This window comes from Citrobacter sp. wls717 (assembly GCF_005280955.1).
In the GTDB taxonomy this organism is placed as follows: domain Bacteria; phylum Pseudomonadota; class Gammaproteobacteria; order Enterobacterales; family Enterobacteriaceae; genus Citrobacter; species Citrobacter werkmanii.
The window spans coordinates 67,785-92,266 of record NZ_SZWW01000007.1 but is presented as its reverse complement, the minus strand read 5'-3'; the positions used below and the strand labels follow the sequence as shown (position 1 = coordinate 92,266).

Annotated in this window: 27 protein-coding genes and 1 pseudogene; 13 read left to right on the top strand and 15 right to left on the bottom strand. The window is 41.8% G+C overall.

Translation table 11 applies throughout. From position 1 onward, the window contains the following. The 3 genes from FDX09_RS05215 to FDX09_RS05205 are packed head-to-tail and all read right to left on the bottom strand — an operon-like array spanning window position 1 to window position 3,895. A complete protein-coding gene (locus tag FDX09_RS05215; protein ID WP_087856459.1) occupies window positions 1–2,556 on the bottom strand; it encodes a fimbrial outer membrane usher protein in 2,556 nt (851 codons plus the stop codon). Next, on the bottom strand, window positions 2,540–3,298 hold the full coding sequence (locus tag FDX09_RS05210) for a fimbria/pilus periplasmic chaperone (protein WP_085047707.1): 759 nt from the start codon (window positions 3,296–3,298) through the stop codon (window positions 2,540–2,542). The genes FDX09_RS05215 and FDX09_RS05210 overlap by 17 nt, the downstream gene beginning before the upstream one ends. A gap of 60 nt (window positions 3,299–3,358) precedes the next feature. Next, window positions 3,359–3,895 (bottom strand): fimbrial protein, encoded by a 537-nt coding sequence (locus FDX09_RS05205; protein ID WP_087856460.1) that lies wholly within the window; start codon window positions 3,893–3,895, stop codon window positions 3,359–3,361. Between the two features lie 465 nt (window positions 3,896–4,360). Here FDX09_RS05205 and FDX09_RS05200 point away from each other — a divergent pair, with 465 nt between their 5' ends. The 12 genes and pseudogenes from FDX09_RS05200 to FDX09_RS05145 all read left to right on the top strand — a co-directional run bounded on the left by FDX09_RS05200 (window position 4,361) and on the right by FDX09_RS05145 (window position 13,506). Continuing rightward, complete coding sequence (locus FDX09_RS05200; RefSeq protein WP_087856461.1) at window positions 4,361–5,107, top strand: hypothetical protein; 747 nt, start codon at window positions 4,361–4,363, stop codon at window positions 5,105–5,107. Beyond that, window positions 5,080–5,580 (top strand): hypothetical protein, encoded by a 501-nt coding sequence (locus FDX09_RS05195; RefSeq protein WP_087856462.1) that lies wholly within the window; start codon window positions 5,080–5,082, stop codon window positions 5,578–5,580. Before FDX09_RS05200 ends, FDX09_RS05195 begins: the two co-directional genes overlap by 28 nt. A gap of 61 nt (window positions 5,581–5,641) precedes the next feature. Continuing rightward, entirely contained in the window at window positions 5,642–7,204 is a 1,563-nt protein-coding gene (locus FDX09_RS05190; protein ID WP_087856463.1) for a cyclic diguanylate phosphodiesterase, read from the top strand. A 56-nt stretch (window positions 7,205–7,260) separates the two neighbouring features. Further along, window positions 7,261–7,998, top strand: coding sequence for a response regulator (locus FDX09_RS05185; protein ID WP_087856464.1), 738 nt, complete (start codon window positions 7,261–7,263; stop codon window positions 7,996–7,998). Beyond that, entirely contained in the window at window positions 7,971–8,459 is a 489-nt protein-coding gene (locus FDX09_RS05180) for a hypothetical protein (protein ID WP_085047713.1), read from the top strand. The genes FDX09_RS05185 and FDX09_RS05180 overlap by 28 nt, the downstream gene beginning before the upstream one ends. A 200-nt stretch (window positions 8,460–8,659) precedes the next feature. Continuing rightward, entirely contained in the window at window positions 8,660–9,196 is a 537-nt protein-coding gene (locus tag FDX09_RS05175; protein ID WP_038637727.1) for an Ail/Lom family outer membrane beta-barrel protein, read from the top strand. Between the two features lie 235 nt (window positions 9,197–9,431). Then, on the top strand, window positions 9,432–9,788 hold the full coding sequence (locus FDX09_RS05170) for a DUF4156 domain-containing protein (protein WP_071888110.1): 357 nt from the start codon (window positions 9,432–9,434) through the stop codon (window positions 9,786–9,788). Between the two features lie 111 nt (window positions 9,789–9,899). Continuing rightward, window positions 9,900–10,529 carry a hypothetical protein gene (locus FDX09_RS05165; RefSeq protein WP_137346878.1) on the top strand — a complete coding sequence of 210 codons (630 nt, stop codon included), beginning with the start codon at window positions 9,900–9,902 and terminating at the stop codon, window positions 10,527–10,529. Between the two features lie 284 nt (window positions 10,530–10,813). Then, window positions 10,814–11,109, top strand: a pseudogene (locus FDX09_RS05160) (tyrosine-type recombinase/integrase); the annotation flags it as partial. A gap of 151 nt (window positions 11,110–11,260) precedes the next feature. Next, window positions 11,261–12,334, top strand: a complete 1,074-nt coding sequence (locus tag FDX09_RS05155; RefSeq protein WP_046654674.1) for a site-specific integrase — start codon at window positions 11,261–11,263, stop codon at window positions 12,332–12,334. Between the two features lie 10 nt (window positions 12,335–12,344). Further along, window positions 12,345–13,292, top strand: a complete 948-nt coding sequence (locus FDX09_RS05150; RefSeq protein ID WP_046654673.1) for a hypothetical protein — start codon at window positions 12,345–12,347, stop codon at window positions 13,290–13,292. Between the two features lie 13 nt (window positions 13,293–13,305). Further along, a complete protein-coding gene (locus tag FDX09_RS05145; RefSeq protein ID WP_023338108.1) occupies window positions 13,306–13,506 on the top strand; it encodes an antitoxin VbhA family protein in 201 nt (66 codons plus the stop codon). Window positions 13,507–13,538: 32 nt separating this feature from the next. Here the strand turns inward: FDX09_RS05145 and FDX09_RS05140 are convergent, their stop codons facing one another. From FDX09_RS05140 to FDX09_RS05120, 6 genes are all read right to left on the bottom strand, one after another. Beyond that, window positions 13,539–13,751 carry a hypothetical protein gene (locus tag FDX09_RS05140; protein WP_023338107.1) on the bottom strand — a complete coding sequence of 71 codons (213 nt, stop codon included), beginning with the start codon at window positions 13,749–13,751 and terminating at the stop codon, window positions 13,539–13,541. Between the two features lie 69 nt (window positions 13,752–13,820). Continuing rightward, window positions 13,821–15,215 carry a P-type conjugative transfer protein TrbL gene (gene trbL, locus FDX09_RS05135; protein ID WP_074428595.1) on the bottom strand — a complete coding sequence of 465 codons (1,395 nt, stop codon included), beginning with the start codon at window positions 15,213–15,215 and terminating at the stop codon, window positions 13,821–13,823. Between the two features lie 2 nt (window positions 15,216–15,217). Further along, window positions 15,218–15,391: a hypothetical protein gene (locus FDX09_RS23650; RefSeq protein ID WP_170914754.1), complete on the bottom strand. Its 174-nt coding sequence runs from the start codon at window positions 15,389–15,391 to the stop codon at window positions 15,218–15,220. A gap of 11 nt (window positions 15,392–15,402) precedes the next feature. Beyond that, the gene (gene trbJ / locus FDX09_RS05130) at window positions 15,403–16,197 is read right to left on the bottom strand and encodes a P-type conjugative transfer protein TrbJ (RefSeq protein ID WP_001373492.1); all 795 of its coding nucleotides are present in this window, start codon (window positions 16,195–16,197) and stop codon (window positions 15,403–15,405) included. A gap of 81 nt (window positions 16,198–16,278) precedes the next feature. Further along, window positions 16,279–16,632, bottom strand: coding sequence for a conjugal transfer transcriptional regulator TraJ (gene traJ, locus FDX09_RS05125; RefSeq protein ID WP_000218774.1), 354 nt, complete (start codon window positions 16,630–16,632; stop codon window positions 16,279–16,281). Between the two features lie 281 nt (window positions 16,633–16,913). Next, complete coding sequence (locus tag FDX09_RS05120) at window positions 16,914–17,195, bottom strand: hypothetical protein (RefSeq protein WP_077257455.1); 282 nt, start codon at window positions 17,193–17,195, stop codon at window positions 16,914–16,916. Window positions 17,196–17,902: 707 nt separating this feature from the next. On the opposite strand from FDX09_RS05120, the gene FDX09_RS05115 reads away from it, so the two are divergent. Next, complete coding sequence (locus FDX09_RS05115) at window positions 17,903–18,196, top strand: HigA family addiction module antitoxin (RefSeq protein ID WP_046654671.1); 294 nt, start codon at window positions 17,903–17,905, stop codon at window positions 18,194–18,196. A 619-nt stretch (window positions 18,197–18,815) separates the two neighbouring features. Here the strand turns inward: FDX09_RS05115 and FDX09_RS05110 are convergent. The 6 genes from FDX09_RS05110 to FDX09_RS23825 all read right to left on the bottom strand — a co-directional run bounded on the left by FDX09_RS05110 (window position 18,816) and on the right by FDX09_RS23825 (window position 24,110). Beyond that, entirely contained in the window at window positions 18,816–20,078 is a 1,263-nt protein-coding gene (locus FDX09_RS05110) for a hypothetical protein (RefSeq protein WP_052741624.1), read from the bottom strand. A gap of 246 nt (window positions 20,079–20,324) precedes the next feature. After that, window positions 20,325–20,852, bottom strand: a complete 528-nt coding sequence (locus FDX09_RS05105; protein ID WP_021570025.1) for an MltR family transcriptional regulator — start codon at window positions 20,850–20,852, stop codon at window positions 20,325–20,327. Window positions 20,853–21,366: 514 nt separating this feature from the next. Continuing rightward, window positions 21,367–22,044: a hypothetical protein gene (locus FDX09_RS05100; protein ID WP_001395317.1), complete on the bottom strand. Its 678-nt coding sequence runs from the start codon at window positions 22,042–22,044 to the stop codon at window positions 21,367–21,369. Beyond that, window positions 22,031–23,110 carry a hypothetical protein gene (locus FDX09_RS05095; protein WP_021570024.1) on the bottom strand — a complete coding sequence of 360 codons (1,080 nt, stop codon included), beginning with the start codon at window positions 23,108–23,110 and terminating at the stop codon, window positions 22,031–22,033. The genes FDX09_RS05100 and FDX09_RS05095 overlap by 14 nt, the downstream gene beginning before the upstream one ends. Beyond that, entirely contained in the window at window positions 23,110–23,667 is a 558-nt protein-coding gene (locus FDX09_RS23830) for a hypothetical protein (protein ID WP_249359977.1), read from the bottom strand. The genes FDX09_RS05095 and FDX09_RS23830 overlap by 1 nt, the downstream gene beginning before the upstream one ends. Next, window positions 23,652–24,110: a hypothetical protein gene (locus FDX09_RS23825; protein WP_249359975.1), complete on the bottom strand. Its 459-nt coding sequence runs from the start codon at window positions 24,108–24,110 to the stop codon at window positions 23,652–23,654. The genes FDX09_RS23830 and FDX09_RS23825 overlap by 16 nt, the downstream gene beginning before the upstream one ends. Between the last annotated feature and the right edge of the window lie 372 nt (window positions 24,111–24,482).

Sequence of the window (24,482 nt, the reverse complement as noted above, 5' to 3'; positions counted from 1 at the left end):
CTATTCCCTCTCGCAGGTCGTTGTAAGATAAATCACGTTTTCAGGCGAATGCAGATCGAACTGGTAGGGCACATGGCAACGTCGATCGGTCCCTTTTCCCCAACGCACCAGCAATGAGCCTGAAGGAGTGCTGATACGGGCATAAACCTGCCCACCCTGCCCGACCATCCCAATGACAGCTCCTTCGCTGTTAATGACCTCGGCCCCCATCGGCGGAATGCCGCCATCCGCCATTTTCACCGCGATAAGCACCGCTTTGCCGGTAATTGTGGAGAAGTTCACCCGCGCGATCGCGCCGGCATAGGGAACAACTTGTTGGCTTCCCCCCGTCAGTTCAGCATCGCTGCGCATCTGGCGAGTATCGAGAGAGACGTTGTTGCGACGATACGGAGATAGCGCAGGTAAAATGGCGTAACCGAAACTGTCGATTACCGCTCCCTGACCGTTCTGGACGACTGCGCCCTGCGCGCCATCGGCGTGAATTAATGCAAAGGTGTCGCTGGCGTAAGGACCGAGCGTCACGCCACCGGAATGCAGCACCAGGGTCCCGGAGGAGCCCAGTGCCACCTGCCGATAGTCCTTTCCCTGGTCGTAGCCCGCACGCAGCGCGCCAAAACGGGTGTTTTGCTGAAAATTACCGCCGAAAGTCGTCGATGCCCCTTCATCCCCATTGCGATAGCGTTCATAGCCGCCATAAACAGACCAGGAGAGTTCGCTCTGCTCGCCACGGGTCCCGGTCATCGACAGGGTTGAAGAGTGATTCGCGCGCGACTGGTTATTGTTCATCGCCACGGATGTCGGGCTGTCACCCCAGTCAAAGGGAATGGAGAGAGTAAAAGACAGCGTCGTCTCGGTATATTTTTGCCGCTGGCTCAGATCCTGCGGTTCGTTAACGCTGCGGTAGAAGCGGCCATAGTCCCAGGTGGAACGCTGCCTGGCGAGGTTGAATCCATAACTCACTTTTCGCCACTGGTTGCTGTAGCCTAGCTGCAACTGCGTGATCCGCGACTGATTATGGTAGTAATCAGCGGTACTGGCGCTGAGATTGAGCGTACCTGAATGGCCTAAGGGCTGGCTGACGGTCGCAGAAAGGCGTTGACGTTGATGCAGCGTATCAGAGTAGTAATCAATGCCGTTTTGCTCCTGTCGGCGTACGCCAAATACATCCTCCAAATCGCGGAATCCACCGGTTGAGTAGCGATAGGCCGCCAGCACCAGATTAGTACCAGTGGAAAAAGTCTTGCTATAGCTCAGTTCCGTACGCCAGCCCTGCTGGCGGTCATTATGCTCCACTCGCGCACCAGACCAGGTGGCGTTCATACCAAATGCGCCAAAGCGGGTCGCCCATACGCCGCCGACCAGCCAGGCCTGATAATCATGCGCCAGCCGCGATCCGAGGTTAAGAGTGAGGTTATTATTCACCCCGTGCTGCAGTGTCCCCTCAAGAAAGCGGTTGTCGATGCGGTAATATTGGCGGACCTTGCCAAGAGCGAAAGAGTAGTGCCAGTTGCCTGGTCGTACTGAGTCGGGAACCGCAGAATAAGGCACGGTAAAACGCGATACTTTTCCGTTAGCCTCAATCACTTCAACCTGCAAATCTCCCTGATAACGGGTGTTGTAAAGATCGTCAATAGAGAACGGTCCGGGCGGAACATGGGTTTCATAGATCACTTTGTCCAGCTGTTTGACGACCACCCGCGCGCTGCTTGCCGCCACGCCGCGTACTTCAGGCGCATAGCCGCGTTTACCCTGCGGCCACATGCGCTCATCCGTGGCGAGTTTCATGCCATTAAACGACAAGCTACCGAATAAACTGGAGTCAGTGTAGTTATCGCCAAACGTCAGGATGCTGTCGATTGCGGCGAGTGGTCGCTGCACCCAACTGCGTACGCGATTGTAATGCCAGTCGCTTCCGCTCTGATTGCTGTCGGCATAGCGCAGGTTACCCTGATGGCGGAGCTGCCACAGTCCGATGTTGCTGCCAATGTTGATACCGCTCCACAAATACTGGTAGCGGAAGTGCTGGCTGGTGTTGTCAGTGTGGGTCCAGTTAGTGTTATGGCGTAAAAACAGAGCCAATGCGCCGCTGTCCCACTGCGAAGGCGGAAGATAGCCGCGCGGCCTGTGCATCAACTCGTTCATCGGCAGCGTAAGCCTGAGCTGTAGCGTCGCGCTATCAAATTGCCATTCGCCTCGGGATACCCATTCCCTTAACGGACGACAGCTATTTGGAGGTGCTTTATCCGGGAGCGATTTTACCCGAGCAGCCTGCATCAGCGAGAAAGGAAGGCAAGGCTCCGTGCGTTGTCCACCATTGACTGGATTAAAGCGTATCTTTGCGCCGGATTTTAGCAGCGAGCCATTGACCATAACATCAACCAGATACTCTCCGGCGGGCGTGCCGGGACCGTTAACGCTCGCCATACCTTGTCCGTAAGCCGTCCCCTGTAGAAGAGAAGGATCAAAATAGTATTCTTCGCCAAATGCCTGACCGGAGCAGACTACGGCTAAGATAACGAAGATATTTTTGCGACAGAATTTAACCTTCGGCGACATGATAACGCTCGCTTATCCTTGCTCCCTGGTCGTTAACCAACGTCACGATGACGGTACCGTTAAGCGAGTTGGCGCTGAATTTCCCAGGTATCCAGAAAGTACGGCTGGAGAAAGGTGGAATCATTTCGACATTGAGCTGACGTGATACACCACTTGCCGTCACGCTCAGGTTGCTGAGGGACGCATACCATGGCTGCGGGTTGCTGATGACAATACCGGCACCTTTTCGGGCATTACGCACCACGGTAACGTGCAGCTTTTTAGCCAGATTGCCCGGTGAACCAATCCCTTCCGGCCGGTAAAAAAGTTTTATCCGCGTGCGTAACATCACCAGCACTTTATTCTGCTGACGGCCGCCAATATTGGCCGGCGGTACTTGCAACGCGTTGAACCAGAAGACAGATTCACGATCGTTCGGTAACGCTTTACTCTGGCTGTACACCACGCGCACCACCTGCCCTGCTTTTGGCTGGATACGAAATACCGGCGGCGTAGCGATAAAAGGAATGCCGCTCGCATTCTCTGGCCCAATACGCATATCACCGTTGTCAAACCAGGTTTGTACGACGTAGGGAAAGTCATCGTTATTTTTTAGCTGTACATCGACAGAGGGTATGGTCGACGGATAGATAATCCGACTGCCTACAATGGTGACGCTGGCCCATGACATGGCAACGGGAAGGAGCAGGACTAGCAGCACCATCAGATAGCGCAGCCCCGAACGGGTAGCATCCTTTTTCATTGCAACAACTCCATTGCTATCAAAAGGGTCCGACGACAAGCACCGGACCTGGAAGCGTTTTTACTGGTAGGAAACGGCGTACTGGAGAGTGGCTTCGACCGTACCAGCCGATGCCGCGCCGGTGGCGTAATACTGCGCAGTATAGGTGGCGCTGGCTTCTGTCTCTCCCGGCTTCAACTGCAGATCGCCTTCACCTTTGAAGCCGTTGGTCAGGTTGATAACTTTCTCAGCCGTATCGAGAATTTGGACTTCAACATTGGCGGCGTCCCCGGTATTTCCAAGATTACCGTTGCTGGTCACCTGGTTACCGACAAAGACGGTAGAGATTTTGGTCGGTATATCGGCATTACTCGTACAGCCAGTGAGACCAATATCAAATGTCACCTGACCTGCGGTATTTCCGCCTTTCGCCAGTTCTTTTGCACTCACCGTCGGCAGAATAACTACTGGTTTTGCCTGATTACCGTTAATCGCTACAGAACAGGTTTCATCGGAAACTTCACCGCGAAAGGTAATGGTATTATTGGACATCGCAAACGTACTGGTAGAAATAAAAAGTGAGGCTGTGAGTAAAGCCAGATTAGTTTTCTTGAACATGGTCGTTTATTCCTTGATTACTATTTACTTTCAACTAACGCTACTCGCTCTGTGAATAACACAGATAAAGCAAACATCCTTTGGTTGAGGAAAAACAAAAATATCATCTCGCTGGGCGATTTTTATTGCGCGCCCTCTGTCACAAGACGCATAGCGACTGACGTTATACCCCAACGGCGCTATCATGTTTTAGGGCTAATCTTAGAAATCATTTTCAGAAAAGAGCTTCCTTGCATGCTGAATAACCCTTACATTTTTCTTACTCACCTGACGCACTGAAATTCATAAATTCAAAACCAGGTAAGAAAAATTCATAAAGCACAAATAACCACATGATTTAAAATGAAATTAACCACCAACATAAATGTCATAGCAAAAAACTGAAGATGCAAAGCGGGATGAAATCCCTCTGCTCCATGTTAATATACAAAGCGACAGAGAAATGTATAAAAGATCGGGTTTGACATGGATGAGAAATCGTTACTAATAGATAAAAAGGTGATATTTGATAGCGCCAGAATGACATTAACCAACGGTGATAAAATCATTAAAATTTCAGAATCGGAGACAAATTTACTCCTGGCGTTTTATCGCGGGATATATAAAAAAGAAGATATTATTAATTTTGTCTGGAAGAACCGTGCGGGTTGTGTTTCCGAATCAAGTTATTACAAGCTCATTAACCTGATGCGAAATAAATTTGATCTTGTTGGCCTGAATGCAGCAGATATTGTTACACGGCCACGAATTGGCGTAACGTTATCATTGGCGTTAGATCCAATCGAAAAAGATCCTACACCAGCATGCGAAAACGTCGGAGATGCCGGGCGTGAAAAAGATAGTCAACAGGTTCACATTACGGACGTTAAAAAGATTGCAGCGAAAATACGCCTTCTCATCCTGACCATTATACTGCTGCTGTTAACGGGGATTGCGATGCTTTTTCAGCATGCGCCAGCGCAAAATAAATACAACAGCAGCTTCAGGATGCTTGGCGATGAGGATGGGTACATCTTCTTTAAGATGGCTAACGATAAAGTAACATTTAAGGAGGTGGTTTCGGCTTATAAAACCCTGACATTGCCGCTATGTAGCCAGAACGGTCATTATCTTTATTACCTTCGGGAGCCGAACATGAATCTTTTTTTGCAATGTCTGAATCCTGTCGAAACGGCGGTACCTAAATGCATTACCATCAAAGAACGTTACTAATCATCCTGTGCGGTCTGCTCTGTGGATTTATCATCCTGGTAACGCAGATATATCAAGGAGCAAGGCACGATACGGAAGAAGTGCGTAATCTTATTTGCACTGCCAAATCAAATATTTATATAAAACCGAGAGAGCTCATGCTGAACGGAACTCTGGTGCTGGACCTTAAGTCGAACCGAATTGCCATTCATTATGCCGTGCAGGATCAACAGCGGGAGCAGCGCTTATTCTTTCAGGATGTCGCAATCACCCCACTTAACCGCACCGGCATGAAAACCTACACCTTTCGGGTTAAAGCCGTGCACAGATTTAATTCTGATACGACAGGCGATATGTTTTCCTGGCTGCGTATCCTGCAACCGGCAACAGTGAATGAGCTGACGATAAACAAAATCGGTCAGAGAGCCTATCTTTTTTCCCTGAACCGGCAGATCTATAATTTCTGCACAACGAGTGGCAGCGCTAAAGCATAATGAGTGTTGCGGCCATGGATACAAAACCGCACTTCCATTGGTGTGTGAGAGGCAACGCCCAGTGAAACTAAAGTTATCTTTTGTGATTTATGCAGTGCTTGTACCACTGGTCATTATGATTGTATTAGCATTGCTGGTCTGCGTGCTGCAGTTTAAACAGGATGTCGCACTAAGTGCGAATACCTTATTACGTTTTAGTAACGATGTGTCAACCGCCTCATGGCGGGTCACCGAGAAGACCGTAAAATTAGCGGACAAGCCCTGTACTGAAATGCTGTCGGAGCTTAATCGTACCCGTGCCTTTACCCCTTATATCCGCGATATTGGTCTGGTGGAAAACGGCAATCTGCTCTGTTCCTTTGTTACCCGGGAGCAGGCGCACCCTTTTCCTCTGCCGCCAGGTAAAACGCTTCCGACGCCGTTACCTGACAGATGGGTCCGCTCATTCGGCTTGATGGCCGGAGGACCTGGCAGGCCCGCTGTGGTTTATACGGAGCAGGTGACGACGGATAAAGCGGCGTTTGTCATCGTCGATTCTCGATATATTCAGGAATTGATGGATGTCCTCGCAGAGGAAAGAGCCGCCTTGTTCAGCCTGCGGTTTGGCGAGGGTGATACGATTATCAGCCAACCAGCGCAGCGTGACAGCATAGTGATGACCCAGCATTTCGCCACCGCCGACGGAAAGATTTCGCTTGCCGTTGCCGCACCTCTCACGACATTGACGACTCTGTGGATGAAATCTCTTCTTATCTTCATCCCTCTCTCGCTTTGCTTCTCATTTATGACCCTTTTTCTTTACCGGCAATGGGCCCAGAAACGGCTATCCATGGCCCGAGAAATCACCCGCGGTATGAAACATGGGCAGTTCACCGTGCATTATCAACCTGTATTTAACGTCAGCCGCGGTAATTGTGGCGGCGTGGAGGCATTAATGCGCTGGCCCCTTCCGGATGGGCGTTCAATTACGCCCGACATCTTCATCACCGCAGCAGAAAACGAAGGCATGATCGTTCCGCTTTCGCGTCACTTATTTGAACTCATCGCACAGGATGTCGGACGGTGGCAGGTTGCCGAAGATTTTTATATTAGCGTAAATATTTCACCTGAACATTTGATGCATGAGAGTTTTATTGCCGATGTTGAGTCGCTACTCACAAGCTTAGGGAAACTGCGCCTCATGCTGGAACTCACCGAACGCAGCCTAATTATCCAACCGGCTTTAGTGTCAGATAAGCTCATGCAGTTGCGTGAAAAAGGGGTACTGATAGCGATTGACGATTTTGGTACCGGCTACTGCTCGCTATCTTATCTCCAACAGCTTCCGGTTGATTATCTGAAAATCGATCGTTCTTTTGTCGATACGATTGATACCAGCGGCAGCGACGTGCCCATCCTGGATACCATTATTATGCTGAGTCAAAAGCTGGGGCTTAATATCGTTGCGGAAGGCGTCAGTTCAGAACATCAGCTATGCTATATCCTCGATCATAATGTAGGTTTTATGCAGGGCTATCTTTATGCAAAGCCAATGAGTTCGTCTGATTTTACGACCTGGCTTGATACGCATGCCAATGAGCAAAATGAAAGGATTAAAAGTAAAAACCGTTCAATAGATCGGTAGTCACTGAGGTAACATAATGGTTTAACCAGAACGACTCATTCTTAGCAGAAGGCCCTATGAGTAAAAAGAAGTACCTAATTGATAAGAAAGTCATTCTTGATTGTGAGCGGATGACCTTATCATGCGATCGCAAAAGCTTAAAAATATCTGAATCCGAATGCAATTTGCTCCTTGCTTTTCATCAGGGGCTCTTCAAAAAAGATGATCTAATTGCCTGGGTGTGGGGACGAAAAGGTGTGGTGGTTTCCAGTGCCAGCTATTACAAATTAATCAATCAATTACGCGGTTCGTTCGAAAAAATCGGCCTTCCTGCTTCTGCGATATTAACGCGCCCTAAGGTTGGCGTGACGCTCTCGATAACAATCGAACCACTGCCTGATGAATCAATACACACAACGCAAAATAGAGCCAGTGATATTGTTGCGCCAGTTGCAGAATCCTTGTCTGAGCCAAAGAAATCCTCGCAGCCAGTTTCGAACTGGAAAGAGTGGTTATTTTTAATCTGCGCAATGCTGTTCCTGCTGGTGGTGATTTATCTATATAGCAAACGCCATCCAGACTACTTTTCTGAGCTGGGTACCTATAACGGATATACCTTTTATGGTGTCACTGAAGATAATCGTTCTCTCGAGGACGCGGTGGGGGCTTTTTCCGAACTGAGTCAGCAAGTGTATAAACAAAACGGCAATTTTATTTATTATATTCGCGTTCCTAATACCAATATTTTTGTTCAGTGTTTGAATCAACTTAATGTTTCGGAGCCCAAATGCATTACTATCAAAGAACGGTATTAAGGAGCATTACGCTGCTTATTTTCGCAGCAGCTTTTGTGCTGCTGATTTTACAGGCACGCCAGCAGCGCAATCCCTTGTTAGTTGCCGATTCATTTTTATGTACCACCAAAACGGTAACGTCAGTACTGCCTGGCAATTTTCTTGCTGACGGCAATATCGTCCTCGATTTCAAAAACAAACGTATTACTCTGCAATATGACATCATCACGAAAGAGCAGATAAAAAAAGTGTTGTATCGCGATGTATATATGAAGAATCTACAAATGCCTGGGCCAGGCATTTATACATTTGATGTTGATTCGGTAAAAGTATTTTCTACTGACACAGCTGGTGATTTTTTAGCACACTTTCGACTCTTACATCCTGATGCCGCCAATGAAATTCGAGTCACCAGGGTCGGTGAAAACACCTACTTGTACTCCATAAATCGACAAATATATAACGTATGCACTGCGCAATGAACAAACAAAACTGATTATAAATCGATTCATATCAATAAGTTACCACATCTTACTTTTTTCTGAAATTGTCGGTAAAATTTATGTAAGACCATTTTCATAACTTCACTCGACTTTTCTGGTTATATTGCTGCCGCAATCATCCTTCTACGGTCATTGCTTATATAAGCATTGATATTTTCATCAATAACAAGGAGCTTTAGATGCAGCGTATTTTTTCGTCATGGATTATGGCAGCATTATTCATTTTTCCCTCATTAGCCTTAGCGATGGAAAATCACACCCTCTCGCTTGGCTATGCCCAAACGCATCTTAGTGCGTTAAACAAATCTGCAAGTAAAGATCTTCACGGGCTCAATCTAAAATACCGTTATGAGTTTAATTCTGAATGGGGTATTTTGACCTCTCTCACTGCAACTCGTCATGACGTACAAAATTACAGTTGGGATGCAGGGAAATTGCATAAAGATGGAGATAACACAACTAGTTATAGTTCGTTTATGATAGGGCCGACCTACCGAATTAATGATTATGTTAGTTTATATGGAAATGTAGGCATGGCTGGGATGAAGATCAAGAACCATGATAATCAGTCTTCTTCAGAAGATGCTTTTGCCTATGGAGCAGGTCTTATTTTAAATCCATTCGCTAATCTTTCCCTGGATCTATCGTGGGAGACCGCTAAGTTACTTTTCGTTGATACAAACACATTTGGCGTAAGCGTAGGGTATCGTTTTTAATAATTAAAGAAGCCTCAGTTTATGGCAAGGAACTCCTATACAGACAATAGAGCCTTATATTTATAGAAAGAGACGTTATAATTTACTTAAATATCTGTATGAAATTATTTTTATGAGCCATACTCCTTTAAAATTCCGGGGTAGGACAATTTATTACCAGTACAATGTGCCTCAACACCCGATAGTTTTAGCAGCATATTGAATTATTTTTAGCTAAATTTATTAAGGAGCTAACATGAAAAAAAAATTAGTTTTTCTAACTTCTCTTATGCTAACAGCTTGCAGTGCTAATTCACTACAGCACGGCGCTGAGGGTGTGCGTGTAACACATAACGAACCGAATGCCTCATGCACCTATTTAGGTGATGTCACCGGTAGCCAGGGAAATTTTTTCACGGGTGGATGGACATCAAACAGCAACCTGGAAACGGGGGCCCGTAACGATCTAAAAAATAAAGCCTGGAGAATGGGGGGGAACGTCGTGGTACTTTTAACGCAAAGGGCGGGACAAACCGGAAGTACCTATCGTGGCTCAGGCTCAAGCCAGCAAACCAATGTGACATTGAGCGGTACAGTTTATCGGTGCCCATGATTTTAACAAGGCTCTGATTCTAACGCAGGTAGCGAAGCTGAAGCTACGTTACCTGTTTATTCAAGCATTCTTTATTAACCCTATCGCGAAGTGATTAAAAGAGGTTTCATAGTGTCATCATCAGTACCGAGGAAGATGTTTAACGCTCACGGTTGTTCTCGTTGCCCTGTCGATGATGTAAATCTGTTCGAGAGTGAGCCCGATATCACGAGACAAACTGCCGTCTGGCCCGAGACAAATCCCTTATTCATTGATTCTATTTATCACCTTATAAACAGAAATACAAAACTGCCCGAAGGTATTCTGTTTGTTGACTTCAGTAGAGATAATATTGCGTATTTTATTGATGAAGACTGGATGGTGAGCTTAAAAAAAACGAGGATGCGTATCGTGCTGGTCATCGATAGTTTCATGAAACCAATAGCCCAATATTGGTATGCCAGGTATCCTGACATAGCGTTACTTCCCGTAACAAGCGAAGGGATAACAACTTTCTTACACAATTTAGATCGTATTCTGGATGGGGAAAACATTGTGCTCAATGGTGTTACCGCCGTAACAGAAAATGAAATTCTTGTATTACGTAAGCAGATAGCAGGAAAGTCTATCAGAACAATGGCTTTTATTCTGAATTGTTCATTAAAGAACGTCTATAATTATCATTATTCTTTATGCAAAAAACTGGGGAATTTACAAAATCTGAAAAAACTATTTATTAACCATTTTCATCACTACTATTAGGAAAACACGCAGCCTGATTGTATACGTTCCCTTGTACATCAGCATCGATCGATGCGCAATTTGATGCCGTAAATGTGGAAGCTTTTTCAGATTCAGTCCCGTCCCCGAGGATGCTATTATTTTCAGCACACCGATTTCTCCATGCAGAAAACATATACCCAGCTCAACTCCTTTTAGTTAACTTGCGGCTAAACGACTATTTTTCTCGAACACACTTTCAATGTGTTTCCCATAGTTGTTCAAACTAAATCCTCAGTTGTCCCTATGGAAGCGGGATTAAAGAGGTCAGGAAAATGAGGAATGACGCGAACACGGCGTGGAGGGCGGCGTTAAGAAGAGCAGGAATTGAAAACTTCCGCTTCCACGATTTGCGGCACACCTGGACAAGCTGGCTTGTCCAGTTCCGCTATCAGCGCCTCAGGAAATAGAAGGATGGAAGAGCATTGAAATGGTTAAGCATTATGCTCATCTGGCACCCGATCGGCTGACGCAGCATGCAATGCAAATTGACTCATTTCCGACAGGAAATGACACAAATATGGCACAAGGCACGTTTGCAGACTTTGTGAATATCGCGTGAAGCCGCGTGATTACTGGTGCCGATAAGAGGAGTCGAACCTCCGACCTTCGCATTACGAATGCGTAAATTGGTCCTTTGAAATCAATACCTATCGAATTTAAATAGATTTTTTGCCACAATATTGCCACAGTTCGTTAGGAATCAGACAGAAATGGCGACTATACGCAAACGTGGTAACTACCAATGGGAAGCTCAAATCCGTAAACGTGGTTTTCCCTCTCAAACCAAAACCTTTAACACCAAAGTAGAAGCAGATGCTTGGGCCAAAATGATCGAGTCAGAAATGGCGAGAGGAGTTTGGCTTAGCCGCAGCGAAGCGGAATCTACGACATTGTATGAAGCCCTAACGCGCTATGAAAAAGAGATTGTTCCCGACAAAAAAGGAGCAGTGCAAGACCGATCATTGGTGCGGATACTAAAAGGCACTCAGCTGGCAAAAAACTATATGGCCAGCATCAGGAGTGCCGATGTCGCCAAGCTAAGAGATGAATGGTTGAAAATTTATGCTCCTGCAACCGTTTTAAGGCGTTTGGCCTTACTTTCTCATGTATTCAATGTTTCGCGGAAAGAATGGGGCATGGAGAGCCTGCTGAACCCCGTAGAGGCCATTCGCAAACCCCAACCCAAGAACTCAAGGACCAGACGCCTGGAAGCGCTGCCTTTAGTTTCTGAGCAAACCGGTGTTACGTCAGGAAAGGAATTAGCCAACGAGATCGAACATATCATTGCCGCAACACATTCATTAGTATTGCCAGCAATCATTCTTCTGGCGTTAGAGACAGCCATGCGCCGTAGCGAAATTGCAGAACTTCGATGGCGCTTTATCGATCTTGATAGGCGAGTTGCACATCTGCCGGATACTAAGAATGGTAATGCTCGCGATGTCCCCTTATCCACAAAGGCTGTTATGGTACTATCCAATCTAAAGGAGCGTTCTAAACAAGCTGATGACAGGGTTTTTGGAATGCGTGCCGATGCGATCACCCGCGCTTTTGATCGAGCTGTAAAGCGCGCCAGAGAAAGATATGAACAAGCTAAACCTCAATGTGATGACACCTTCCTCAAAGATTTAAGATTTCACGATCTCCGGCATGAAGCGACCTCTCGCTTGGCTGAGATTTTCCCCATGCACGAGCTGACAAAAATCACGGGGCATAAAGACCCGAGAATGCTAATGCGGTATTATCATCCAAAAGCTGAGGATTTAGCGTTAAAGTTGAAATAAAGGATATCTTATGCGTTACATTAGAAAACACATTGCAAATTTTGATTTCAATATTGTATCCATTATATATTTGCTGATTGCTTGCATTGTAATCATGAAGTTCCCATTATTACTTCAAGATAAAACCTTCTTAGTTTGTGGATTATTCCTCTCGGTAGCATTCATTTTTTGTGCCTATAACAACAAAAAAACAATCGTCAATAAAATGATTGAGCACAGCATCATTAAATGGATTGGAACAGTATTGATTTTTTCAATTTGTATGTGGTATGCAAAACATAAAATTAATTTTGATTACGATATTCAACCGGAATACTTAATATACTCATCTTATGGTTATGCTTTCGCAATGGCCATTCCTCTATCTCTATCCATTTATGGCCTTAGCATTTTCATATACTTATACTTTGGAAGAATTACTGCTTATCAATGCTTTTACGCGGCAATTTTGACCATCCCTTTTTCTGCAATGCTAAGAGAGACGATTGAAAAAAACCAAGAGGTTGATTTCAAAGTTATTATGTTGTTAGTTTTCGGGTTAGCTTTCGGTATCGTAACCATGTTCAAAGCAATGCAAAAAGCAAATAAAGAATCAACTTCATCCAATAAAAAGAATCTATTATACATTGCAAAAACAATGGCACAAGATATTAATAGAGCAAAACTAATTTTAATGATATGGTTTAAAAAAATACTTATATGTTCGAATAGCTACTTAAGAGTTGCAGATCTATTATCGACAGCAATTGCATTATTATTCATTGGTGTTTTTTCAATAAAGATAATACCAGAGCATCAGAAGTCTTTTCTTTTACTTGATGCTTTTTCTAAGACAGATTGCAATACAAAAAAAGATTCATTTTCATACATCAGGAAATCGAAAAACGAATGCTACAGAATTAATTCTAAAGGAATAGAAGTTATCGAAATGATATCATTTACCTCATCAGCTGACTAAAACATAGGTAGTAATGAAAATGGATGAGACCACGAAGAGAAAAAGGATTGAGGCATTTAGGAAAGCAGAGGCTAGCTTATATTTATCAGGTAAAGATCCTCGCGGGTCAGAATTTTACCAGAAAATAAAGGATGAAGTTATAAGAGGTAAGCTAACTTATGAAGAGGCAAAAGCAGAGATTTTAAATCACCATATAGAGAAATCGAAAAAATAAGAAAAAGGCTAACATTATGTTAGCCTATCTTCTCAATGATTATTCCTATAACTAAAAATTGCTTTTTTCAATAACTCCGTTTGCTCATCAGCATCATCATAATTATAAATTCCCGTAGCAGAATAATACTCTTCGATGCATAGAATATTTATCAATGGTTCACAAATCTCTTTAATAAACTCCTTGTTGTTATCGGCAAAAATAATTTTTATTCCTTCCAAAACAAAGCTATTATAATCAGCCATTATCCACCTCCTTACAGGTGTTTAGTGGAAGCGTCAGTTAACGTTACCGCGCTAACTGACGCGCCTAAATCAAGATTTTTTACTGCCAGTTAAACTATCACCCTCAAACTCATCCTGTTCGTGGTTAGTCTGACGATCGGCTGTGTGTTTACGTATTTGATTCGCTATTTCCCCACCAACGGTCTGTTGTCTTCGGATAGAATTAGTACTTCCCTTCATCATCTGATACTCCGAAGCTCCGTTAGACAGCCCGCTCGCCATGTGAGAAGCCATGCGGCCAGCTCGTGAGAATGATGAAGCAAACCCCTGGCTTCCTCCGCTGACGCTACCTGTATTACTCCCTGCAGAAGAACCACCGGAACCGCCTGATGGTTGTCCTCCAGAAGTATCTACGGAACCGGTATCTTCCCCTCCGCCAAATCCTCCACCTGAACCACCTTTATCACCAGAACCAGATTCTTCTGCCATCGCCGCTTGTGCAGATTCAAATGCTGCTTTTAGAGCGGAAGCACCACCACTGACTTGAGCTGTAGCACTCATTGCCATTGCCCCAGCGCCACTGATTGCAGTAGTAGCAGCGCCAGTAATCATACCTGCTCCAAAACCACCGATCCCTTGTAAGGACGCTCCTCCAACAACGCCTGATAACAACAACGGTAATTTATTCGTCAATACTAAAAGAATAATTGACGCCAGAAGTAAAACAATAAGACTATTAAGATCAGGAATATCATTTTTAATAATAGAAAAATACTGATCTATAAATGATTGCCCAATCCCAATGATTAATGTCATCGTAAATAACTGAATACCAATCGATAATACTGTGCGTAAGTAATTTATTGCTATATCAGAAGTCCATTTCGAGCCACCAAACCCAAGCAAAATAACTCCTGCATAACACAACACCCATGCAGAAACTAACATTATTAGCATATTTATCGCGATAAGCGCCATTACTACTAATACTATTATCGCGACGGTTATCATAATGGTCGAAATCATTGGAGACCAAATTGATGCTGCTGAACTGACCTTTGTTAATATCACAAATGCCATATCCACTATGCTGGAGGGTGAAATACCAGTACTTGTTCCTAAAGCATTTGCTGCAAGTTGTCTCATTGAGTTAATTATAGATTGTGATATGGCTGGGCCGTTGATTAAAAGATAATAAAAAAAACCAATCACGGCAAAAAAACGAACTATTTCTGCAAGTGCACTGATTAAACCTTCCCCTTGCATCGCCAACATACCAAATGTCCAAACCATACTTATTAATACCAGCCCCCAGAAGAGCCAATTTGCATAATCACCAATTACTAATGACCATGTGCTGGCTACTTGCTGAAACTTATCTAATAACGTATCAAGTAATCCGCTACTATCTAATTGACCAGCATAAGCATTTACAGAAAACAAAAAAACCATTCCTAAAAAAGTGAGCTTGCTTACTATTCTCATAATTACCATTCTCGCTTAGGGCTAGGATTGTTATTGCCATGCAGGGCACATTTATCGTAGCTATGTTCGTTCAATTTATTCTCTTGCGTCGATAAACAATCTTCATCTTTTTTATCGCAAGAGCATAGAATTAATGAAATTATTAGAATAAAAATGACCAAAAGTTTATCTTTCATTCAGCTCTCCCTCACCAAATTCGCTTCGGGCTTGGTGTGTTCTCGCCAGCTAACGCTTTTTCATCAGCGACTATTTGTTGGGCTTCTTTATCAGCCTCAGCCTGTGCCAGTGTTGCTGCAGCGTTTTGCTGAGCTACCAGAAGCGAGCGGATTTGCAGCAACTGGTTCGTTTGAGCACTGGCAAGCTGGTTAGCGGCCTGAATAGCTTCCATTTGCCCTTGTGCGCCGGTTGCCTGCGTTTGCAAATCTGCAAGGTTGTCAGCATCGCTTTGCAGTGTTTCCTGCTGTTCGTCAAGAGCCTTAAATACAGCGTCATTGGCCTTTTTACGTGCCTCAGAGCTGTTCTGTTCAGCTTTGCGCAGTGCGCTAATTTCATCCGCAGTACATTCAACATTACTGTTAAAGCACGGTGATGAGCGGTAGTAATTCACGTCCTGATAACGTTTCAGATATGAATCAAGACTCCCGGCCTGGTTTTTGTAGTAGTTAAGGGTGTCCTGCGCCTGCAACAATTTGTTGATGGTCGAATTGGCCTGATCCCAGATATAGGCTGCAGGTGCGACTGTATTTTTGAGCATGTTTTCATACTGCTGCAGCTGCGTCTGGTACTGCTGGATCTGTTTTGCCACAGCCTGAACGTTGTTGACTGCGCTGATTGTGGTCTGCACCACATTAGTACCATCGATTACAGGGATACCGGCTGTCGCCGGTAATGCCATGATGGACGCCAGGAAGGAAGCTGCTAATGATTTTTTAGCTGCTAAAATCCCTCTCAGTGATGAAAATACTCGGAGCATTAACTTCATTTGCCCACCTCAAATTTAACTGATTATTAATATTGAAAACTCGTACTTTTAACAAATACAGATATTTAGGAAACCATAAATTTATTTATCCAAGATTCTATCCATAATATTTCTTAGTTCTTGTCTGGTTGATTCTATTTTAGCAAGCAACGTTTTTATCAATGAGGGTGAAAAATCAACTGTGCGTGGATCGTTAGCTAACCACAGTTTAAGTAACCCACCAAGTCGACCAAGATCAGCATTTACTCGGCTAAGCTCTACAACCTGTTCAATATCTACCATAGACTCAACCTGATAACCCATTGCTACTTTACGAATGAAACTCGCTACACTTAAGCCAGATGCTTCTGCATTTTCCTGGATTTGCGCTTTTTCATCTGGCAAACAATAAACTTTAATTGGTGTACTATTTTTTCTAGTCTGAGAAACGGTCATATCATTCTCCATACAGGCGGTAGCCGATCAGCCTCGCAGAGCAGGACTCCGTTGAGCAGCTCAGCTGCGAATAAGGGAAGGTAAAGTAGAAGCACCGTTTACGGTGGGCCTACTTTACATGTCCTGCCCTACATTTGCCGTTGTGAATCTGTGTACGTATTGTGTATTCCTGTGTACTCAGTGTGTTTTCCTAAAGCATTTGTGCAGGATTAGTCGTGTAAAAGTGTGCAGCATATGTGTTTATTGGAAGGAAAATTATTTGAATACCCAAAGGAATATTTTTATTCTTGCGGCTTGAGCTTTGGTGGTCTGCCACGCTTCCTTTGAGACTTATGTATCTCTTTCGATATATCATCATTCTCTTTCTTTGACTCAACGGATTTATCTATCCAGTCCTTGACATCTTCTCTACGCCAGAGAAGGCGTTTATTACCTGGAAGACGGCACCTTGGTGGCAGACATTTTGGATTTCGCGTTGCATCACTGCGTATACTTTTTACGGTTTTCTTTAATGCAAAAGCCAACTCTTCAACGGTTATAAGTTCTGGCATAACTGATTTCATCGAAGAACCTATCTCTCAGTAAAAATTAGAGGATTTTAGCGGCTAAAATTTTAGCTGCTAAAATTTGCAAACCAACGTTATGAATTGAGAATAATTAAAACTTACTGGCAAAATTAGTTATGTCAACAGAGTTTTTTATTCAGTGGGTTTTTATTCTGTAGGAAATTTGTTTTTTTTGCGTTTTTTGAACGACGCTAAGGTTTTAATAATTCTTTTAATCTTTTTGGTTATATATAGGGTTAAAGATCTGGTTAGTAGGCTGTGGAAAAGAGATACATTTAATTGTTTATTATGATAATTTTTGATTAGTACCGTACCTCATATGTCATGAAACTCTACCTCAAATGTCAATAAACCCTACTTCATATGTCAATAATATAGAAAGTAAAGAAACAGGTTATGCACAATGTTATTAACAGAATCTGTGGATAAACACACAGCTTATACATGGCAAATATAAATTGTTTAGCTAAACTAAATAGCTACAAATAAAATGAAACAAAATGTAAATAGCAAGGGGTTGTACATGATTTAGAAATTTGGTTAGCTAACCTTTATAGCAAACACTGTTGGTAAATGTTTCATTTCTGACAACGGATATATCGAATTTTAGTAAGAACAATACTTCAACAAATCTTACTCTCTGATTTGTTTAGCTAAACAAAGTACCACAAGGAATTCTATGACGTTTGAAAAAAGGGGGAGATATGAGGACGATAAATGCTGCACCTTCAACTGTCGGAGAGATTTTATACGAAGAATTCTTGAAACCGTTGGATATGCCTCCCGCAAGACTTGCTGAACTGATGGATACAACATATGAAAAAATTTGGGAAATAATTAAAAACGAGCGAGATATAACTCTTGAAGAAGCTACTCAACTCTCGATAATTTTCAACACAGATGCATCTTTTTGGATGAAACTGCAAGAGCTATATAAGACATGGTTTAATAAACAAAAGAAAGGGTATTCAATTAGATTACTTAATCGTAATACATAATTTGCTTTTAAAAATATTCATGTATTACTAGTGACTTATCAAAACAAGATAACACTAGGAGGACTGAGGGTTAAAAAATCGAATCCTTGATGATGGGACACAGGCCTGACCGGACAAATCATTTTAGCAGTGGTACAGGCGACACTGAAAGCCGACATAAAGAAGCCCGACTGGTAAGATCGGGCCTTTTTATTTTGGCACTCTGGCTTGAATAGAACATCCTACATTAGACGTTAAGATCTTACATCTAATTATCCGAAAATACTAATGGATGCGTAGTTGCATTTGACCTGACCGCCCATTTGCGGGTTACTCTACCATCGCCAATAAAATCCGGCTACTCGAATTCGGAAGTATTAGGCTATAGGTCATAAACCTGAATAACTGCTATGTGCTGAAGCGGATAAAGCTGACATCATTATGCACCAATCAACTCGGTGTAAGTCAGCTAGTTGGTGATGGAGTGACTTGTCAATAGTTGTAGCCCCTACCAGTGCATCGGAGATTCTTGAGTGTAACCTTAGTTGCTTTAATCAGAAGTAAAGGAAACGTACTATGAAAATCAGTACTCTTAATCAAGAGATCCCCCGTTCTCTCACGGAAAAGGGGGATTGAATTTTCAAATTTTCTTTTTAGCGATAAAAATACAGTAAAAATATAAGGTTTTGATAATGTGATTAATGCTGTGCACCTCGCGAAATAATAGTAATAGCTTCCTCATAAAAGACATGAAACTAAGTTCGTTGTATTTAGTGCGTTCCATTCCTTCCTTAGCGAAATAGTAGGTTATCATCTGAATTGACTCTTTATATTCATATTTATAATGTGCAATGCCATTTCGCAGCTTGTTGTCTAAAGCATTGAGATCAACTATATAAAAGCTATCATCCAATCCGCTTATTTTCGTGCCTAAATCAACGTTTGCATATTCGTTGAGACTTGAAAAACCTTTAATTAAATCGCCTTTTTTATTTAGTCTTACTGAATCGTCAAAAATATTATGATCTCCGCGTTTTAATAAGTTATTCAATCCGGCCACAATTATTAATTGCCGAGAGAATACTTCAGATAAGTCTTTGTAAAAATTGTTACAGTCATCAAATTCGGCAGTTGAAACTCGAGCAGGAATCATTGATAAATCTACGTTTTTATCATAATCATAGTAAAGCGCTGGGCGTGAAGGGAGTTCAAAGTCAAGCATTTTGGGATATAGGCTTAGACAATCGAAATGCAAACTTTTCAGAAACCCACTTCCAATAATATCATCTAAAAATTTATTTAGCTGTTTTGGATGGTTTTTCTGAATATAATGAAGAAATTGTGGCATTTTTTCACTAATTTCAGCATTATGTGCATGTATTGTAAAGGGAAATGACATTGCAGAGGTTGCTGTATAAAGTGCGGAAAGGATATCTTGTATTTTTAGCGAACGAGGTTTTTTCAGAGTAGGTAATTCTTTCATTAGGTTACTGAAAGTATTGTAATTTCCTTGTTTGTATTGAGTAATGAGTCGCTGGAGCTTATCGCGATGTTTATAAATATAATTCATTCCATTTAGATGTGCGTTCAGCATTAAGTATTTTTCATGACCTATTGCACTTGTTATTTTTAAGAATGCTGTTTTTCCTATTTCGTATTTTCCAAAGCCTACGGGAAAATCTAAATGCAAATCGATGAAAGGATTTGTTGTGCCAAAGTCATTGCTTTCTACAGTTTCCGCACCGTTAAATACAGGTTCTCCCTCCCCAAGAGTAAACGATATATTATTCTCACAATTTGGACATGCAAATTGGAACGGTTGTATGTCTCGATTAGACATACCTATTCTTGTATCAATGACCGTGTCACATACAAGGCATTTAAATTGCTGTAAAAAATTCATAAATATTTTATTAATCCTATAAATTATAAGTTAAGTATTAGTCTTTCATCTACAAACCAAAGCCACTTTACTACTTTACCTAACTGCACTTTAAACAATCATAAGTTCTTTTTTTTAAAAAGGTAGTCCAAAGATACCAATTTATTCAATATCAACGAGAATTCGAGACTCCTATGTGAGTAAAAAACTATGAGCTTCATGCCATGCTTTCAATAAATGCCTTCAGTTACCCATAAATTTACTGGATTAACAATTTGTAGTCTTTCCGACCAAATTACCGCGCGCAGTGTGACCCCATACTTTAGAGGTCACCTTATCTCTTTCCACTAGTTGTTTACGGTGCATCAAATCGGCAAGCAGTATTGAAACAAAGAACATGAATTTTGTTTTGGGAGTATTAGGAACATCTTTGGGTCCAAGCCAAGGTAGCTGCTCCAGTTGATTTTGTATTTTGGGTGTTGCGAAGCTAACACCATTCCAACTATGCCCAAAAGCATTTCTAATGCTACGCAGTGTGTTTAGTTCTTTGTATTCGTGTTCCATTATCAGTCCTAACGCATATGCTAAGCCTGTTCTAGCAGCAAAAGATGATAAAGGCGCTGTTGCACCATTCAGTAGACCTTTAGCTACTTTGTCATTTAACAGGTGAGCCTGGATGATCTCGGATAACCACTCATCGAAAATGGATGCTGCTATTAGAACAGAGCCACGATCTGATTCTTTATTTAGTTCGGACAAAAATTGACCGAGTTCAATTTGGGTTTTATCACTCACAGACTCTGGAACTCCTTTCTCAAAAATTCAACATGAGGACGCTTCGGTCGCACATCAATCTTAACCATTAGATTATGAAGTTGTGTTAGGTCTGGGTCAAACTATGAACAAAAACAGAAAAAATTATTGTGACGTTATTTAGGGGGATCTACAATGACACATTTTAAACAATTACTTTAATATCAATAAATTGGATCGTATTACTGTGTTCCTATTATTGGTTTAGCTCAGCTTGTCGCTCACAGCGGACCTTCAGCTCGATAGCAAGTCCGCTCCGTTGGAGTGCCAGATGCGCTCTAAATTTGATGGCTAGTATTGAAGAGATACTTGGGCATCATGGTTATGGTGTAAATACCGTCTGTGATACCCGCAGAGGTGCTAGGTTTAGGCACTGAGAAGGATACATTGAACATGAATTCAGAGTGATGTAACACAAGTCATAGAAAATTAGTGATTTATATTGAAAAGGGGGCTATTTTATTAAAGCAAGGCCGCCTTTAGGCAGCCTCTTATTTTACATGTAGATATTCATTAAACTGTCAAATAGTCTTTTGGTTAACTCTTTTTCCGCTCGTGCTTCGATTTGAGCCATACCATTTCGGAAGAGTTTTAATTTACCGCTAAATTCTTGGTCATGAATAGTACATGTCAATCGATCAAGTCTCATTTTTTTGTGAATAAGCTCATCTTTGAAATATTTTTTAAGATCGCTGGTACTATTAATTTGCATCTTGGCAAGAGCAAATTCAGCAACTTGAATTTGAGATACATCTAGTTGCACTATATTAAGTGTCAACTCTGTGTTTAAAGAACTGAACCATATGAACGGGTCAATCTCAATCTCTTCTAAGCTGGTACCAAGACCAAGGTTTTTTACCAGTGCCTGAGCAAATGGTTTAAGTGTTCTCGGTGGATTATCAATAAGTAAAACTGGGGTGTATTGTTCGTCAAAACTGAAAGATGTTACTCTATATTCAATGCGTTCAACAGCGGTACTGTTGCCGTATAGATTACTTATTCTATCTTCGCTAATTATCTTTTCGATGAAGCGAGCGTGAAAATGAGATGTTCGTGATTTATCAAATATAAACCCTTTCCCTTTCTCTTCAGTAAAAGGATCACGCATGAGTTTTTCAACTGTTTCACTAGTAGTGAAACGATTGTTGAGTTTAATCCATTTAAATTTTTTCATGCTCTTCCACCTTTTTACCCGTCACGATATTATAGGCGTCCGCTGCTGACTGTTCAATTAGTAGGCTGATTTTCTTCTTTTCAACTTCATTTGCTGCACGAATAGTAACATTGTATCCACTACCTTTTTGGTTATTGATTCCTTTAATTTGATAGGAAAAATCAGAGCAATTTTCTGAATCCTTAAAGAAAGCTTCAACCAAAATTCTGTCTCCTATTCCGTTTTTAGGTTTAGCAGACCAAGCAATTCTTCCAATATAGTATCCTTTGTTGTGTAGTTGGGTGAAAATAGCAGAACTATTAACAGAATCACCTTTTAGAACCGCTTTTTTTACGAATCCTGTCTCGATTTCTTCTTCTTCCTCGTCATCACCTTTGCTTGTTGAACGGTTAAGCTCTACATTAGTAACGTCGTCAATTTCATATCCACTCAAGCCGCCCATAACCTCTTGAAAAAACTGACTTCTTAGCGCTGGTGTAGGAATCGCTTCTAAAGAAATTTCAAACTTTTCAACATCAACGGATTTAATCTTTGACAACTCTTTTTGTAATAGTGTTATTACATCTTTAGCCTTTTGGTTCTGAGGCATACGAATATCAACATTATCGTTATTTACAGTAAGATCAATCTTGATGTTTCGGTTGTCTATCTGACGCAATGCTGTTCTGGACAAGTCTACTTCTTGGTAGTTTACCTCGATTGCTAAAGACCCATCTTTTTTCGCAGTGATTTTTACTGTTTCACCAGAGCCAGTGGCTAATTTTCTTTTAACTAACTCTGCTGCTGTTTTTAATTCCGTCTGAGAGGATGATGCTTGAAGCTTGACGCTAGTTATACTCTCTCTTTTATCATAAGTTTGTACAAGTTCCTTAATAGAATCTAGATCACTATATCCCTGAGGTAGTTTGCAAACCTCTTCAATTAATTCCTCCTTTGTTAAGTCTTGAGCAACAATAATACCTTTCCGTAATAATATCTCGCGTAATCTTGCGATGGTAATTCGTTTATGATGAAGTGCATCATATATATTTTTGTCAGTTGCGAAATAAATATTCATGTTATTCATTAACGTTGCTCCATGCCTATAGCTTCAAGACTATATTGAATTACCATTGCAGCTGTTTTTTCGAATGCAACTTTTGAAAACAAACGTTCACTTTCGCCTGATAGCCAATGGGCACTATATTTTTGCTTTGCTCTTTCAAAGTGATGAATGGAGTCTTCATGCGGATTTATATGACAATGTCTAATTTTTATTCTTTTTGCATCAGTCAGTATTTGATAATTAGAAAGCATGTCAAGGAAATAGATGAACTCATCTTCACTATTCCCTGGTTGATTATAATAAATTACGTAACCACTATCTTCTTTTTCACCCATCCAATCGAATTCTTCATGCTTTATTATTATGAATGGTGATGTTAAGACCTCAACAGTAGCTGCAGTCTTATTGTTGATAGGATGTTTTATCCTAGTTAGTGCTAAGTCTGGGTAATAGAAATAGTACAAATCTGGTTGAGGTAAAGCCCCGGTACCAATAAGCATTTTAATATCTGATGCTATATTTATCATATCGGATATTTTGAATGGATCTAAAAGGTGTAATTTTATGTTGGGGGGCATTTTATTATTTCAGGATCGACTTTCTTCATCACGGATGAGTAAAAATCCTTGTCATAAAGGTTGTCATGATTATAGAGAAATAATAAACCTCGAACTTTGTAACCTAATGACTCATCCCGCACATATCGTTTACACCACTGTTGGCTAATGTTGGCGCATTCTGTAGCGAGAGCTAAAGAAGAAAGTGCACCTTCTACCATCCCTTTGCCGATACTACTTTGAGCATAGCTTTTGAGGTCTGTGTTCAAGTACACAATCTCTTCTTCATAAGGATCGGTATAGTAAAACACCACATCGCTAGGATGTGTTTTTTTGTCATGAGCCTCTAGGTCGCAATCCCAGTTCATATCTTGACTAGTAGCTCGTTGCCATTTGAAAATTTTAAAAATATCTTGGGTTATCTTATTTGCAACATGCTGTATTGAAGAGGTCTCTCCGCCCATTTTCAACATTCCTGTTTAGTGTGTGTAGGTAAAACTCTGAATCAAAAATCATTCAACAATATGAATTACATCATATTTTGTAAGTATGTCTAGTGTGAATGAATTTGCATGTAGGTTATTGTGATTAAAGTTGTATTAAAACGAACGCAGGGCATGGTGTTGTAAGTAACCCTGAAATCCGCGCCATTCTCTTTTAGAGAGTGGTTACGCTACCTTGGAAGCGAGCATAGAGATCTATGGGCCTGCGCCCATTCCTGATGATTCAGGATTTAGTGAACTTCCGCTTCTCGCTCAAAGACGCCTGTCAATTTAGCAGGATATTGGATGCATTATTTTGTCAGAGATGACACAAGTAAAATGTAAGTGGGTAGT

What these genes read in the sequence shown, in the direction of transcription:
- FDX09_RS05185 (WP_087856464.1), top strand. Translation starts at nt 7,261, where the DNA reads ATGAGTAAAAAGAAGTACCTAATTGATAAGAAAGTCATTCTTGATTGT.
- FDX09_RS05175 (WP_038637727.1), top strand. Translation starts at nt 8,660, where the DNA reads ATGCAGCGTATTTTTTCGTCATGGATTATGGCAGCATTATTCATTTTT.
- FDX09_RS05095 (WP_021570024.1), bottom strand. Translation starts at nt 23,110, where the DNA reads ATGAATAACATGAATATTTATTTCGCAACTGACAAAAATATATATGAT.
- FDX09_RS23825 (WP_249359975.1), bottom strand. Translation starts at nt 24,110, where the DNA reads ATGGGCGGAGAGACCTCTTCAATACAGCATGTTGCAAATAAGATAACC.
- FDX09_RS05115 (WP_046654671.1), top strand. Translation starts at nt 17,903, where the DNA reads ATGAGGACGATAAATGCTGCACCTTCAACTGTCGGAGAGATTTTATAC.
- FDX09_RS05155 (WP_046654674.1), top strand. Translation starts at nt 11,261, where the DNA reads ATGGCGACTATACGCAAACGTGGTAACTACCAATGGGAAGCTCAAATC.
- trbJ (WP_001373492.1), bottom strand. Translation starts at nt 16,197, where the DNA reads ATGAAGTTAATGCTCCGAGTATTTTCATCACTGAGAGGGATTTTAGCA.
- FDX09_RS05200 (WP_087856461.1), top strand. Translation starts at nt 4,361, where the DNA reads ATGGATGAGAAATCGTTACTAATAGATAAAAAGGTGATATTTGATAGC.
- FDX09_RS05210 (WP_085047707.1), bottom strand. Translation starts at nt 3,298, where the DNA reads ATGAAAAAGGATGCTACCCGTTCGGGGCTGCGCTATCTGATGGTGCTG.
- FDX09_RS05215 (WP_087856459.1), bottom strand. Translation starts at nt 2,556, where the DNA reads ATGTCGCCGAAGGTTAAATTCTGTCGCAAAAATATCTTCGTTATCTTA.
- FDX09_RS05205 (WP_087856460.1), bottom strand. Translation starts at nt 3,895, where the DNA reads ATGTTCAAGAAAACTAATCTGGCTTTACTCACAGCCTCACTTTTTATT.
- FDX09_RS05145 (WP_023338108.1), top strand. Translation starts at nt 13,306, where the DNA reads ATGAAAATGGATGAGACCACGAAGAGAAAAAGGATTGAGGCATTTAGG.
- FDX09_RS05140 (WP_023338107.1), bottom strand. Translation starts at nt 13,751, where the DNA reads ATGGCTGATTATAATAGCTTTGTTTTGGAAGGAATAAAAATTATTTTT.
- FDX09_RS05180 (WP_085047713.1), top strand. Translation starts at nt 7,971, where the DNA reads ATGCATTACTATCAAAGAACGGTATTAAGGAGCATTACGCTGCTTATT.
- FDX09_RS05170 (WP_071888110.1), top strand. Translation starts at nt 9,432, where the DNA reads ATGAAAAAAAAATTAGTTTTTCTAACTTCTCTTATGCTAACAGCTTGC.
- FDX09_RS23650 (WP_170914754.1), bottom strand. Translation starts at nt 15,391, where the DNA reads ATGAAAGATAAACTTTTGGTCATTTTTATTCTAATAATTTCATTAATT.
- trbL (WP_074428595.1), bottom strand. Translation starts at nt 15,215, where the DNA reads ATGAGAATAGTAAGCAAGCTCACTTTTTTAGGAATGGTTTTTTTGTTT.
- FDX09_RS05120 (WP_077257455.1), bottom strand. Translation starts at nt 17,195, where the DNA reads ATGAAATCAGTTATGCCAGAACTTATAACCGTTGAAGAGTTGGCTTTT.
- FDX09_RS23830 (WP_249359977.1), bottom strand. Translation starts at nt 23,667, where the DNA reads ATGCCCCCCAACATAAAATTACACCTTTTAGATCCATTCAAAATATCC.
- traJ (WP_000218774.1), bottom strand. Translation starts at nt 16,632, where the DNA reads ATGACCGTTTCTCAGACTAGAAAAAATAGTACACCAATTAAAGTTTAT.
- FDX09_RS05100 (WP_001395317.1), bottom strand. Translation starts at nt 22,044, where the DNA reads ATGAAAAAATTTAAATGGATTAAACTCAACAATCGTTTCACTACTAGT.
- FDX09_RS05110 (WP_052741624.1), bottom strand. Translation starts at nt 20,078, where the DNA reads ATGAATTTTTTACAGCAATTTAAATGCCTTGTATGTGACACGGTCATT.
- FDX09_RS05150 (WP_046654673.1), top strand. Translation starts at nt 12,345, where the DNA reads ATGCGTTACATTAGAAAACACATTGCAAATTTTGATTTCAATATTGTA.
- FDX09_RS05195 (WP_087856462.1), top strand. Translation starts at nt 5,080, where the DNA reads ATGCATTACCATCAAAGAACGTTACTAATCATCCTGTGCGGTCTGCTC.